Below are 13,836 nucleotides of genomic sequence, written 5' to 3'. Positions count from 1 at the left end.
ATACTTATCATCCCACGTTCTGTGCTTCACTTTGTAACATCCTAAGATAACCAAATATAGCGATCGCTATAAGCATCGTCCAGCCAATAATTGTCAGTATTAATACTGAATTGCATGAACATTCTTAGTAACTATTTTTGTCTTATTTGTAATACGTTTTGAAGTGCAGAAGATGGGTTACAACCTATCCCCTGTCCCCTGTAACCTACGTGCCATTCCCATCCCCATAGTTGTTTTTCTGCCAACACCGCTATATAAAGCAAAGTCAGCTAAAGCATTGATTTGCTTGATTTGTATTGGTTCAATTTGTCCCAAAATTTTGTAGTTAACTTCGCCAATAATGCCAATAAATTTACTGCGGGAGTCGGCTAGTATTTCTGTGTGAATGTTAATAAAAGAAGGGAAGATTGACTCGATTGCAATCTGAGGAAATTCTATGCCACTGTATTTATTCCACCGCGAAAGTAGGGAATTGAAAACAGATTCTCTGGTAGGAAGGGTACTGTCATACTGTCCTTGACGGAAGGCGGTAGGCGTAGAGAAGCTAAGGTTAATGGAAGAATTGCCATTGCTAGCTTCTTCGTATAATTGAGCGTAAGTACTGGCATTTGCCCAAGGTTGAATAGATTGGGGTGTGCCTTGAATGCTGGTAATATACAAATCAGCCGGGCCAAGGTGCCAAGGGCGATTGGGATTAAGATTTAGCCAGAGTTGGGTAAGTCTGCCAAATAGAGTGTCATCTAATAAGGAGATACGCCACCAACAAGGAGTCCCGGCGGGAATTGGTTGTTGATGTGAGTATTGCAAACTACTGCTAGTAGAAATTTTAGATTTATATTTACCCCGATCCTGTCCCCTATCCCCTATCCCCTCTCCCCTTATTTGTAGAGGCGAGAGGGTGAAAGCTTTATCTGCGGTAGAATCGTGCAAGCGATCGCCTAATGTGGTATCTACAGAACTAACAAGGGTTAAAAATAGGGCGTGGAGATGTCTACCTGTGAGATACTGTGGTGGAATGGGTGATTGAGGTAGCAAATTCAACACTAAGCTATGAGGCATACTTTCTCTTTTTGGTTGTAGACTGAGTGCTTCTTGACTCTACAGTAAACTCAGGGATTTCCTGGAGTTCAACTTCACTCAAACTGTACTGCTCACAAACGAGACTCAGACGATTTCCTGGGGTTTTGACAGCGTTAACCGAATGGGTTAAATCACCTTGAAAATAAACTAAAGTATTGAATTGGGGCTTAATTTGCCCAAGTTGGCGTTTGTGCGATCGTAATACCAGTTCTCCCCCTTCCATATCTGCTGGTACGCGCACATAGAGGACACTCACAACCGCAGGCGGTTCAATGGTTTTGGAGTAGGAACGTAAAGAGCGATCGATATGCGGATCGACGCGGGAGCCTTCTTTGAGTTGTAAAGGATTGAGGTAAAAAGCATTACAATTAGGCTGGAGAGCTAAATCTAGGTAAGGCTTGAAGTAGGGAAACTGCTGTTCTACTTTTGCTAATCCAGAACGCTGAAACACTACAGAAAATCCTTTAGTGGCGACAAAATCGCGGTTGAGGTTGTTGATCGCAAAGTAAGGACAAGTTTGGATTTCTCCCCACAAGTTGTTTAGGTAGTCGCTGGGGAAGGCGTTGGATTGTTGTTGATAGTGTTTCACTGGGGATGTAGGGAGCGTACAGAACTAACAGGGGTTAAAAATTGTAGCGTAATTTGTGACTGGGGAAAAGGTTAAAGACTGTGGAGCATAGATAGTAAGATCCTTTTAAACTGAAACAAAGACTGGATGGGGAGCTAGAGCGATGAGAATTGATGATTACAATGCAGCAAAGGCACTAACTGAAAAACTCAAAGAGAACTTACCCATTAAAGTACGAGCAGGCAAGGAGTTTTTGAAGACATTAAAGCAAAAAGGAGTAAACGCCGATCCAGACAGAGAATTTGAAATTGATTTCGTTGGCTATTCAGGAGATGAAGGCGGGATTATGTGCGGACTAAAGGAGCCAAATAATCCTGAAAGTAAAGAAAAATATGTTTCTTCTATTACTCATCTAAAGATTGATCCTAATCATCCTCTAGCTGATGAAGTGCAGACTTACCAACGCCAGCGAATACGTAAGTTAATGATGCAAGATTCCAGAGGTTTTAAAGCCGAGTTAATGACGATAGAGCCTAGAAAAAATAAAAACCGTAGTAAAGGCTTTGGAAAGTAATTAACTCCGAAACCGATATTCTATCCGCGCTGGAATTTTTAAGTTTTGAATGCCATCAAATTGATAGTATTGACCTCGCATTTGGACATTTTGAATTAAGCTAACAGGAGGCATATTCACAACATCATAGCTAATCACTTGATTAGTGAACATCACATCTAAAGGATTTAATGGATGTGTACAAGTGAATATACCTTCAGCAACTTTAGGTTTTGGTAATGGTTCAACCGTCACTTCAGCCTTACTCATCCATTTACCCAAGCGAATCCACTTTGGTAGTTTGAGTTCTTTTTGGGAGATGAGAAAAAACTCAAATATACTTTCTGCTGCTATTTCCTTCGCTCTGCCAAAACTAGGGATATTTTTCTGTGTTTTCTCCATTTCAACGTGGTAGTTGTTGTTAGCATACTTCCAGGTGTTGAGGATGGAAGAATGATTGAGCGATCGCGCCGGAGTTACGTAAATTTGCTGTTGATTGAGTGGCGTTAAATGCTCCTCATATTTTGGCACTTGTTCAGGGCAAAAATAGCGATAGGAATGTTCTTCAGCAACGGTAGTAGAGTAGATTTGGCTATCAACTAAACCCAGTGCATAACAGAGAGCATAATTGTGAATTATTGCTTCTGTTTCATACAATCGCCCGATTTCACGAGTTGCATAATAGAGACTGTCATGAAGTTCTATTTGACAGCGAAAAATAAACACCATTATTCTTTCCCCGCTTTGGCAGCAGTTTTCTTTTTGCTAATATGTTTCTTGGCATAATCCTTAGCTTCTGCATCAGCTTTTTGTAAAATTGCCTGAATTCCTTTCTCGCTTCCCGTTAAAGTTTTGACTTCGTTAATTAGGGATACAAAAGCATCACCAATGAAATCTGTGTGAACAATAAACTCATCAGCCATTAACGCCTCAATAGCATTTTTAGCAGCAGTAATTACATCATCTTCGTCTAGTGGATCGGGAGCATTTAAAGTATTATTAGATTTCATTTGGTCATATATTGCCTGAGTCCAACGCAGGTTACTTGTGATTTCTCCGTCAGCAAATACAACCCCAATCAACTCATTTCTGACACGACCTGTACGGGTGGTTTGCGCTCCATAATGACGAGTTCGCAGAATATTATTAAAAACGTACAGGAAACTAGCTTCAGTAGGGTCTTTCAAGGTGACAATACTAGGAAAGAAAACTTGCGGTCTAATATGGTCTTGCTGATTAATTCGACTGGTAACTTCACCAGGTTTAGAACCATTTTCACCCTTGGAAGCCATCGTACCATTTTCATAAGGAGCATTGAGGGTAAATGTTTCGTGTGATTCATCAAAAGCTGTAATTGAAAATGCCGTGTCTACCACAACCTTCGATTTTTCAGAGCCAGAGTCACCAATAGCGAAACCGTAAATGATGCAATCAGGATTATCCATTGCGAAATTCACGTTGTATTCGCATTCTTCAGCCGTCATCAAGCCATAATTACGTAGTAATTCCCGACCGACTAAACGCTCTGGAGTAGACTGTTTGCGCTTGAACATTGACAAACGGCTAATTGTGGTTTTGTCTTTAACTCCTGCTCTTACCCGTGCTTTATTCAGTTCTGCATCTGTTTGAAATAGAGGATAAGATTCAGTAATGCGAACAGTCAGAAAATGAACATATTTCCCCATTGGTTTGTAAGGAATCTCAGCTTGAAAGAATTTTGGTTCGACAGTTTTTAAAAGTCCCATGATTGATCTCCAAAGAATTATTTACTACTTGTTTACGTTTCCAGCAAAAATGGTAAGGGTAAATCCCTACTCATTCTCGTTATCTATTTCCACAGATTTTTCATTTTTTCCTGCATTTTCTTTATCATCTTCAAGACGATAAAGAAACTCACAGGTGTCTCGAATTAAGTTGAGTTGACGGCCTGCTAAACGAGCGCGATCGCCTGCAAATGAGTTATCAAATACCTCCACTACAAAATACTTGGCAAAATCTAGAACAGCTTGCCGTTCTTCTTCTCGTTTGCTCATAATCCAGCGTCCTTCAGCAGTAGAAGAATGAACGCGATCCATGAGTTTAAAAACTTCTGCTGCAACAGCTGCAACTAATGTTTCTCCCTGAAACACACTTGACTCAGCTTTGAGTATAGTTTCAGCTGCAATATCAACTGGTTTCAACACAGCATTAGACTTAGGATTATAACGCTTATTAGCTCGGTAAAATCGGCGGTATAAATCTGTTAATTTCTTAGGATGATTCAGACTTGATACTTCTCCCACAATTAATTGCTCCATATTAGTGTCATATTTCACATAAGGGTCAAAACAAGGATAAAAATGATAGGCATAAAGCCTAATTTTCTCGATTCGTGCTGTTTCCGATCCTTGGTTACGCACCCAGCGATTGAGATAAGAAAAGACGTACAACGGACTGGTTTCAAAATCTTTAGCTAGTTCTGTAAATCTCCCCCAGTTGGCATCGTAACCAGTCTTACCTTGTCGCGCATTCACATCTAAATGAATGGCGTAAGCGGCGGTAAGCACATTTAAAGGTGCTGGGTATTGGATGCCGTTTTCGTTCCAACCTTCGAGGATGTAGTCAAGACGGAAGCGATCGCGCCTTACTAAAGCACGGAAAGCATGAGGCGCACTATCAAGGAAAACGCTTTCCTCAAACTCAGCCCCATCATTAAAGGGTGGAATCGGTGACTCTGAAACCACAGTTTTAACATCTAAAATCATCGGGAAAGCAAACGCTAACCAAGTTGGCATTACCCAAGATTCTGTATCAGTGCTGTCTCTTCCTGGCGGGAGCGCCATGAAGTAAAATGTTAAAGGCTGGTCTTCAGGATAGGAAAGTTTAAAGGTGCGATCCTTGTCACGTTGGAGGTTTTCATCAATTAAGAAACTATCTACACTTTGGTAGCGATCGCGCCCCAAGTTTGCTTGTAAATCCTTACTGATAAAATGATTGCGAACGCTGGTATCAAAGCGAGTTTGAGCAATACCATTGTATGCTTTCTGCAAAAACTTGTTAGTCTCTGGAGTAAAGTAATAAGTAGGATAAAAGTAGAGATAGCGATATTTTCCATCTTCAAATCGCTTACCTACAGCTTGAGTTTGATTCATCAAGATTTGCCTCAGCATCATCTCCACACCTGCAATACTGGAGATATTGCGTTTAGCGTTAGAACCTCCTAACATTTGCTTGTTTGTATAAACTTGCGGTGTAAATAAAACTGCTGATTCCATTTGCTCAGTAACCGTATAAGCAGAATGAGAAATGGAGCAGATTAATTGTTTACCTCGCCCTGTTTTTTTGGCAGCATTGTAATTATCTAACTCATTTAGAAATGTTTCAACTTGAGTTTTAACAGATGGCTCTTGATTAGTGCCTGGTAACATCACAACTCGTTTTACCCAAAGTCTTAAATCATCCCAACCATCAGGCAATTTATATTGAGAAATTATCGGAGAAATTAAGGTTATCAAATAGTCAATGACTTGCTGACAAGCTTCGCGGACATCTTCAATTCCTGGATGATGTTCTAAATATTTAGCTGCTAGATAATACCATTCATAAGGTACTCCTCCAGTATTCCCCTTTAACTTGTTTTCTTTGAGACTTTCATTAATGCGTTGAATTTCTCTAATTGGGGGTAAATATTCTGCTAAATTCCAAAATTCTGCAACTTTGTGAGTTAAATCTAAATTGGGAACTGCTGGCAGCTTTTTATCTTTCTTCCGAGCAGAATCAACACGATTAACTGTTTCTTCCCAAATCTTCCGGCTAACTAAATCACCAAATTCTGCTATTTGGTCAATGCGGATATCGTCTTCAAATTTGAAGTCATAATCAGCAGATAAAACATTTTGTTGCTGAAACTTATTCAGATTTTCGCTGCGACTTTTAGCAACAGAGCCTTTATTAGGGTTTAAGATGCGTAACGTAGCATCTAAGGCTACTTTCATCAAGCCTATGTCATCAAAAAATAAATTGTAATATTCGGCATATTTCATGCCTTTGCCATCTCTACCAAATCCTGTTTGTCTGAGGCGTAATTGACCTGCACAAAGCGATTTAATACTGTTAACTACACGGTCTGGTAAATCTTCCGGCGAGATAGCTGGAGCATTGCGCGAAGCCAAGTAAATTACGCCTGTTGGCAGATATAATAAAGGTTCATAGTAGGTATGCTCATCAGTATTGAGACTAGTATGAGCCTGAATTAAAGCATTATTCACCACATTAGTTAAAACACCACGATTCTCAGCAATGCTGTGATAGGTAAATTTTAATTGCCCATCACTTAAGGTATGAATAAGTTCATTTAGTTTGTTATTTTCTGCATCTTGAGGATGTTTAACGATTGAAGCGAGGGAGTCTGCTAAATGAGTTAAAAGGCAAAGACTACGAATAGGTTTATCTTTGAGAACAGGATTTAAACCAAATTCTGAAAAATTCCAGTTAGTATCCCAGCGTCCTTGTGCGTTATAAGCCATGCACAATAAATCATCTAGATACTCTCGATAAGCTTCAGGATTTTCTGGATTTATAAAGTTATCCAATCCTAACTGGTGAACTTTTTTATCAATAATTTGACGATGTTCTGCTAACGGTAACTTGCGGCAGTTATTAGGTACATCAGGGAACTTTTCAAAATCATGTAAAATAAAGCCAGCAATTACCAAACGTCGTTCTCGCTCTTTCACCACTCGCTGCACTGTCGTATTGAGTTTTTCTAAACGTTTCTCAATTAAATTTGCTGGGAATAATCCATTGAGTAAGTGAGTATTCAGTGATTGGTCAGCAGCGTTATCTCGTCTGACTTTAGTTTTTCCTTCAGCTTCTCGCTGTTGGTCAATTTCATCAAAAAACTTACCACCTTTAGCCGTTACACCAATTGCTATCCGCAACAGATTTGGCAAAACATACTCACCAAAGTCTGCCATTACCTTATCATTAGGATTTTGAGATTGAATTGCTTCTCGTAATAACTTGAGTGTTAGTAACTCGCCTTCGGTTTCAATAGTGCGGTCTGAAGAATCACCATCAAAACCAAAATCACCTGATAACCAATCATCATTAGACATTTTCAAACTCCATTTTTTTACTCCACGCCTTCTAGCAACTTGGCAACTTGCTCTGGAGCCGGAAGCTGATTTTTTAGTTCTTGAGGCAACGTAGAAAACAGTTTATAAGTTGCTATACCAATTGGTTTATTCGATTCTCTCAGTGCATACTCAACAATAGTCTTATCCTTGGATTTACAAAGAATAATTCCGATTGAAAGATTTTCGTCTGGGAATCGAGATAAATCATCTAAAGCCGCCAGATAAAATTGCATTTTTCCCACATACTCAGGTAGGAACTCTCCAGTTTTTAACTCAATCGCAACTAGACATTTTAATTGGCGGTGATACAGCAACAGGTCAATAAAAAATTCTTTATCACCAATTTCTAAGCGATACTGACTACCAACAAAAGTAAACCGCCCACCCATTTCTTGCAAGAATGGTTCAACTCTTGCCAAAATCGCCTGTTCTAGCTGTCGTTCACTGTGTTCATCTGCTAGTTCTAAGAAATCAAAAGTATATTCATCTTTGACAGCTAGTTTTAATTGGTTACGAATCTCTGCTGGAACAGTTTTATCAAAATTAGTCTGATTCAACAGAGTCTTTTCGTATGTTTGATTTTCAATTTGGTGAATCAAAACATTCTTTGTCCAGCCAAATTTACGAGTCATTCTGATATAAAATTCCCGTTCTAGGTCATCTTTGCACTTCTCTACAATGACCAGATTGTGACTCCATCCAATTTCTCGCACCATTGGTGCGAGTTTTTCATTGTTGACATAAGATTCATAAAAAAGCCTCATCCGCCAGAGGTTAGCAGCAGAAAATCCGCTAATTCCTGGAAACTCTGCTTGTAAGTCTTTTGCTAACTGTTCTACTACGGATTTTCCCCAACTAGCGCCCTGCTGTTGAGTAACAATTATCTGTCCAATGTCCCAGTAGAGGTTAATCATTTCCCGATTAACTGCTTTTAGTGCTTCGTACTGGGCTGAACGAATACGCTGTTTTATTTCCATTAGTAAATGTCTGTAATTGTCTGAAATAGGGTTACTCATAACGGAAAAGGTTCAACTCGCTCATGACTAACTAGCCGACGCGCATAGACCAAACAGGCTTCTACGTCTTCCCGTTCTAACCAGGGATAACCTTCTAGCAAGGTTTCAATAGTATCTCCTGCCGCCAACATCCCCAAAATATGTTCAACTGCAAGGCGACGACCTCGAATAATTGGTTTACCGTTAAAAATTTTGGGGTTGACTGTAATTCTTTCTAATAGATGTTGTTCATCCATGTTTAGCTATGTAGTGACGATAGATTGTTTTATGGTGTGTACACTCCAAACAGCATCCTAATCTTGTGGGTAACAAAAATTCACTATGTCCTGTAAATCCTCCTTTTGACGAACGTGGTATTCAAGATTTGTCTCTAAAGCACTGATGCGATTCTCAAGATCAGATAGCCGATGGTCTTGAATGGCATTGTGCTGTTGTACTAGATTCACCTCGTTGTATAGAGGAATAGACAGCGACACACTAATCTGGTTGCACTCTGCATTTATTACCACAATGATTTGATTAGGGTTATTGTTTTCGTTCGGCATGGTGAGTTACCTTACAAGGATTACTCACATGGTAATGCAATTAGTTAGTCATGACCATAGCAAAATCGCTCAAATATTTTTGAGTATTTATATTTAATAAATTAGCCTTCTGTTCCTACTCTGGTATCCTAAAGGTGGGAGGGTAAGCCATCTACTCTACATAATTTTGAGTAATAATACCTACTAGGGATTGAAACATGACCTACTATTTGCGGTCTGAAACCCTCCTACAAAATTTTCAAACAACCCATATCTCATCTCCTTTACTTTTAAACGTGTAAGCAAGCGTGTCCAGCAGCAGCGCAGAGTGACCAAAAGCGATCGCATAGGGCGCAGTAGCATCATGAAAGCTATACTGATCGCTGATGCCATAAATTTGAAAATTCATCGGTAGCCTTAGCCGCATCCGCACTTCAGCAAGAGGACGGCGAATCACATAACAAACCAAACCTTCCTTTTTGAGGCGTTTGTTAATTTCCCCAACCCAATAATTGTCAGGTTGCCAAATTTCCACACCTGTCAAAACCTGAACTTTCCAAGCGTCAGCAATTGGCTGCAAGTTTCCAGAATAGGTAAACTTCCAGTTCAGCCGCTCCTCTCGGTAGGAAAGCAACTTCATAAATGCTAGACAATGAGCAAATCTACCTTTGGCAATGGGTTGTCCGGTGCGTTCTGCGGTTTCTTTGAGTGTCCGTATAAATGCCGCTTCCGTCCACATTTCAATTTCTAAATTGCCCAAAATCCCCGGTAAATCGTAGGTTTTAAACCTATCTGCCTCGTTTTCTTCCGTTAAGTCGTATAAACCACATTGCAAAGGGCTAGAACCGCGAAAACTAGCAGCATCCTCAGCAATAGGATTACCTGATTTACCAGAAAGTGCTTGCCAATCTTTCGCCCATCCCGAAACACGTCCAGCCGCAGACTTCAGACTTGTTTCAAATACTTGTTCACAGGCTTCTTGAAACTTGTCTCGGCTTTGGGCATACTGTTGTTTAATTGTGCGATCGCTCAACTGATAAAACAGCCAAAATGATTGCACAGCCCCCCATCGACGATAATAACCACGAAAATCGTTGATTTGTCGATAATTCTCGGTAATTGTATTGTGAAAAGAGGGGCGATCGCAAATACTATTCACTTCTAACGGTGGAGTATCCCCCTTAAACAAGCGCTCTACCAAAAAGTTAGGAACTAGAGCGAAAGCTGTAAAATTATCAAACTTAATTTTTTGACCATCTTTCTCATATTCGTCATGCCTTCCCAAACGTCCTAAACGTTGGATAAAGTTACCTGCATCGGATGATTCAAAAATTAGGAAATTGATTTTGAAATCAACTCCAACATCAATTGTGCTAGTACCAATAACCAAGTCAGCAGCAAGACTTCGCTCCTTTTCTCCTTTTCCCGATAGCCCTGTATTTTCTCCAACTTTCAATCCGTAAAGCTGTAAGATTTCCCGAAAAAATTGAGTTAGGCGTTTGACGGCTGCAATTGAGTTAAGGATGATTGCACCCTTACTTCCTGGATACTGCTGAAACTGAGCCAAAATTAACTCACTATTTTCTTTTAACCAGGTTTCTGAAGCTTTAAACGATGGTTCCAAAGGAATAAAATTTAACGAAATTGTTCGTGCTACCTGCCGCCAGCCCTGTGTTTGCAGTTGCTTTCCTTGCTCTGGTGTATCGGGGAATTGATATTTATCTTGTTTGAGAGGAGCAATTTCTTTACAACGAAATCCTGCTTTTTCTAATCGTCCAATTAAGTTTGTATCTGGTGTGGCTGAGAGAAACAGAAATTTCTTGCGGCGATTTGTACAGCGAATTAACAACATTGTGTTAATCACGCTAGCAATTTGGGGAGCAGCAAAAACATGAAATTCATCAAAAATGAATAAGTCAAAATCCTTATCAATTCTGCCCCATAGCTTATCTGGACTATCGCCACGAATTATGTAAGCACCTCGATGCAGATAGTGAAAAATATCGGGGTTAGTTAATAATGCTTCTCTCTGGTTAGCGAGAGTTGCGATCGCCGCCCCTTTTTTTAAGCCTTCATTTTCTGCATAAATCTCTAAATCAGCCCCACTTAGCCGTACTACACGCGGCTGATTCTCTGGCTGGAATTTCTCAACATATCCTCTAATCTGCGTTTCTTGATCGCGGGCGAGTTCATTGGTTGGGTAAAGTCCGATCGCAGAAAATTCACCCTGAAGAACTTCTAGGTAAGCCGCGAGACTTTTACCATCGCCAGTCATCGCAGTGTTGAACACGACATCAATATTTGGATCGCGCAACGCTTCTAAAGTTGCGGCTTGATGCCAAGAAAGCAACCAATCTTTAGGTAATTTAACTCCGTCAGGTGTGGAGACGGTTTGAGAATAAACGGGTTTGAGAGTAATTTTGTATGCTTCGTTAATATTCACTTTTTTGATTCCTTTTGCAATCCTAAAGGAATTTCTACATAGCTATCTCTTGTCATCTCCGCAGCGTATGCAATACAGGCTAGGATATCTTCTCGTTCCAAACTTGGATATTCTTCCAAAATTGTCTCTATTTTTTCTCCACTTGCAAGAAGGTCAAGAATTAGAGAAACCCAAATACGATGACCTTTAATACAAGGTTTACCGAAACAAATATTTGGATCAATGGAAATTCGAGATAGTAAATCGTTCTTAGTCATTGAAGCTTCTCCAAATTTGTCGTAATTCTTCTCAATGAATCCTCTTCTCCTAATTCTATATTCGGACTTACACTTAAATAGTGTCCGTAACTGGTTGTTAAAAACTATATTGGCACGCAAAATAGAGATTGGCAAGAATTATAAGTATAAAAGTGTCCGTATAAAATATGAGTCGAAAAGGTCAATCTATTACACTGTCAATATCAGAACGTGATAAAGCCGAGCTAGAAGCGATCGCTCGTGAATTCGGTATGATGTGGGGAGAAGACCCTAACATCTCTAAGTTAATTAAAGCGATCGCTCAACGTAAGTTACTCATCGGTAACAATAACGATTGGAAAGAACCACGCATTAGGGCATTACATAGATGTATCAATGCTTTGACAGATATCGGGCAAATTGAACAAGCGCAAATCATTGCAAACTTACTTCTCGAACGCAGCGAACTATCATTACCGTTGCGGGGCGAAATCGAACGTTTCTTAGAGAATTTGCCCCCGCCTTGGCGTTTAGAAATAGACCGCTATATCTTGCGCGAACAGCCCTTTCAGCTTTCCTATCAAGATGCAGCAGAGCGTGTGTTTAATTTTACTGTTCGCTATGCCAAAGTTACACCCCACGAAAAGCGGCAATATCTTGATTGCTGGTGCGAAGAGACAGAAGGAAACTTTGATATCCCAGAACTGATTCACAACTGGAGTTTACGACTAGACAGGATTACAGAAGCTGCTGTCATGCCAATTTCTGGCGAGTGGCGATCTAATTTGGCCCAGATAGAAGTGGAAATGCATCTATTTGCTGGTTTGGCTTTTGCCTATCAAGCTAAACAAGAAGATAATATTAATGAGTGGCTACCAGATAAAGCGCGAGTCAGGCGAGTTGTTAGGCGAGTATCTAGTACATTTTGGTTTAGCCGCGAAGTTATGCAATATGCGCCAGATTGTGTCGTGATATTACCAGAGAATGTGCGCGATCGCCTCAAACAAAAACTCCTCACCCTATGTAATTTATACGATATCGAAACTAGGAGTTAAGTCTTGTGGGTTAGGCATCTTACCTACTCTATTAATTATTTAGTTAATATTCCTGAATGACGAAAACTTGTTGGCTAGATTTGGGCTGATTCTGCTTTTTAACTCGAATGAGGCGATTTTTCAAGTCTTCAGTCAGGGAGGTAATGATTTGCAACAGTGAATCCAATACGGTTCGGATAAGCATTTTGAACTCAGAATAGGGTTTTGGGAAAAGGGTAAGGGTTAAAGGTTTTTTATTCCCCTTTCCCCTTTCCCCTTTCCCCTTTAACCGAACCGTATTGACAGTGAATCAACCAATTGTGTATTCATTTGTTTCTGCAATCCTTTACTTATCGTAAAATCTGGTCAATCATCCGGTTGGCTTGCGAATCATAACCGCCCCCAAATAAATTGAAGTGATTCAGAATGTGATACAGGTTATAGAGCGTTTTTCGGCGTTCATAGCCTGCATCTAAAGGAAAGACTTCGTTGTAACCCTTATAAAACACTGCTGGGAAACCACCAAATAATTCTGTCATGGCGATATCAACTTCTCTATCTGCAAAATAAGTAGCTGGATCAAATATCACTGGTTCTCCCAACGCAGTACACCCAGCATTTCCGCCCCATAAGTCGCCATGTACTAAAGAAGGTTGCACCTGATGATCCGCCAATAGTTCCGGGATAGCTGCTAGTAACTTGTCTTGCTGGGGAAAATTACCTCCTCGTCGCTTTGCCAACTGAAATTGATAACCCAGGCGATGTTTAATATAAAATTCCGTCCAGTCTGCTGTCCAAGTATTGATTTGAGGTGTGGAACCAATGGTATTGTTAATTTTCCAACCAAAACCTTGACTGCTGCTAGCTTTATGCATTGCCGCTAACTTGCGTCCCATTTCTTGCCATCGCGGAGCGTCTCGTAGAGAAGAATTGCTGTTACCGCTACCAAGTTCCAACCATTCCAGGACGATGTAGCTAGAATTATCAGCAGTACTCCAGCAAATTGGTTTGGGGATGCGAATACTAGCTGTTGCGATCATTTCCTCTAGACCCAACGCCTCAGCTTCAAACATCGCAACTTGGGATGCAAGGTTTAGCTTGACGAAGTAGGTTTTCTCACCATTGGAGACAGCATAACCTTCGTTGATGCACCCACCACCAACCGATCGCCGTTGCTGACTCTGAAATTTTTCGCCAGTCACCTGGCTAATATTCGCGTCGATTTGAGTCCAGATCATGCAATTTTGGATTTTAGATTTTGGATT

14 protein-coding genes are annotated in these 13,836 nt (G+C 40.3%); 2 read left to right on the top strand and 12 right to left on the bottom strand.

Features of this window, described 5'->3' with window-relative positions:
• Window positions 1–177: 177 nt before the first annotated feature.
• Together cas6 and V7K67_RS17385 are read right to left on the bottom strand one after the other, a co-directional pair.
• The gene (gene cas6, locus V7K67_RS17390; protein WP_335167683.1) at window positions 178–1,059 is read right to left on the bottom strand and encodes a CRISPR-associated endoribonuclease Cas6; all 882 of its coding nucleotides are present in this window, start codon (window positions 1,057–1,059) and stop codon (window positions 178–180) included.
• Window positions 1,049–1,669, bottom strand: a complete 621-nt coding sequence (locus V7K67_RS17385) for a 2OG-Fe(II) oxygenase (RefSeq protein ID WP_335167681.1) — start codon at window positions 1,667–1,669, stop codon at window positions 1,049–1,051. Before V7K67_RS17385 ends, cas6 begins: the two co-directional genes overlap by 11 nt.
• Before the next feature lie 142 nt (window positions 1,670–1,811).
• Here V7K67_RS17385 and V7K67_RS17380 point away from each other — a divergent pair, with 142 nt between their 5' ends.
• Window positions 1,812–2,222 carry a hypothetical protein gene (locus V7K67_RS17380; protein WP_334732844.1) on the top strand — a complete coding sequence of 137 codons (411 nt, stop codon included), beginning with the start codon at window positions 1,812–1,814 and terminating at the stop codon, window positions 2,220–2,222.
• Here the strand turns inward: V7K67_RS17380 and cas5d are convergent, their stop codons facing one another.
• The 8 genes from cas5d to V7K67_RS17340 form a co-directional block, all read right to left on the bottom strand.
• Window positions 2,223–2,930, bottom strand: coding sequence for a type I-D CRISPR-associated protein Cas5/Csc1 (gene cas5d, locus V7K67_RS17375; protein ID WP_335167679.1), 708 nt, complete (start codon window positions 2,928–2,930; stop codon window positions 2,223–2,225).
• Window positions 2,930–3,946 carry a type I-D CRISPR-associated protein Cas7/Csc2 gene (cas7d, locus tag V7K67_RS17370; RefSeq protein WP_334732842.1) on the bottom strand — a complete coding sequence of 339 codons (1,017 nt, stop codon included), beginning with the start codon at window positions 3,944–3,946 and terminating at the stop codon, window positions 2,930–2,932. The genes cas5d and cas7d overlap by 1 nt, the downstream gene beginning before the upstream one ends.
• 66 nt (window positions 3,947–4,012) lie before the next feature.
• A complete protein-coding gene (gene cas10d / locus V7K67_RS17365) occupies window positions 4,013–7,297 on the bottom strand; it encodes a type I-D CRISPR-associated protein Cas10d/Csc3 (RefSeq protein ID WP_335167676.1) in 3,285 nt (1,094 codons plus the stop codon).
• Between the two features lie 17 nt (window positions 7,298–7,314).
• On the bottom strand, window positions 7,315–8,334 hold the full coding sequence (locus V7K67_RS17360; protein WP_334732840.1) for a PDDEXK nuclease domain-containing protein: 1,020 nt from the start codon (window positions 8,332–8,334) through the stop codon (window positions 7,315–7,317).
• Window positions 8,331–8,570, bottom strand: a complete 240-nt coding sequence (locus tag V7K67_RS17355) for a DUF433 domain-containing protein (RefSeq protein WP_334732839.1) — start codon at window positions 8,568–8,570, stop codon at window positions 8,331–8,333. Before V7K67_RS17355 ends, V7K67_RS17360 begins: the two co-directional genes overlap by 4 nt.
• A 57-nt stretch (window positions 8,571–8,627) precedes the next feature.
• The gene (locus V7K67_RS17350) at window positions 8,628–8,879 is read right to left on the bottom strand and encodes a hypothetical protein (protein ID WP_334732838.1); all 252 of its coding nucleotides are present in this window, start codon (window positions 8,877–8,879) and stop codon (window positions 8,628–8,630) included.
• A gap of 238 nt (window positions 8,880–9,117) precedes the next feature.
• The gene (cas3, locus tag V7K67_RS17345; RefSeq protein WP_334732902.1) at window positions 9,118–11,295 is read right to left on the bottom strand and encodes a type I-D CRISPR-associated helicase Cas3'; all 2,178 of its coding nucleotides are present in this window, start codon (window positions 11,293–11,295) and stop codon (window positions 9,118–9,120) included.
• Between the two features lie 2 nt (window positions 11,296–11,297).
• Complete coding sequence (locus V7K67_RS17340; RefSeq protein ID WP_334706243.1) at window positions 11,298–11,558, bottom strand: DUF433 domain-containing protein; 261 nt, start codon at window positions 11,556–11,558, stop codon at window positions 11,298–11,300.
• A gap of 167 nt (window positions 11,559–11,725) precedes the next feature.
• Between V7K67_RS17340 and V7K67_RS17335 the strand changes: the two genes are divergently transcribed.
• A complete protein-coding gene (locus tag V7K67_RS17335) occupies window positions 11,726–12,592 on the top strand; it encodes a WYL domain-containing protein (protein WP_335167672.1) in 867 nt (288 codons plus the stop codon).
• A gap of 43 nt (window positions 12,593–12,635) precedes the next feature.
• On the opposite strand, the gene V7K67_RS17330 is transcribed toward V7K67_RS17335, so the two are convergent.
• Both V7K67_RS17330 and V7K67_RS17325 read right to left on the bottom strand, forming a co-directional pair.
• Window positions 12,636–12,776 carry a hypothetical protein gene (locus V7K67_RS17330; RefSeq protein ID WP_334732836.1) on the bottom strand — a complete coding sequence of 47 codons (141 nt, stop codon included), beginning with the start codon at window positions 12,774–12,776 and terminating at the stop codon, window positions 12,636–12,638.
• Between the two features lie 145 nt (window positions 12,777–12,921).
• Window positions 12,922–13,806, bottom strand: coding sequence for a fructosamine kinase family protein (locus V7K67_RS17325; RefSeq protein ID WP_334732901.1), 885 nt, complete (start codon window positions 13,804–13,806; stop codon window positions 12,922–12,924).
• Between the last annotated feature and the right edge of the window lie 30 nt (window positions 13,807–13,836).

Origin of the sequence: Nostoc sp. (assembly GCF_036917155.1) — a bacterium.
Lineage (GTDB): Bacteria > Cyanobacteriota > Cyanobacteriia > Cyanobacteriales > Nostocaceae > Nostoc.
Note: the sequence above shows the minus strand (reverse complement) of the source record. Positions and strands in the feature narration are given on the sequence as shown.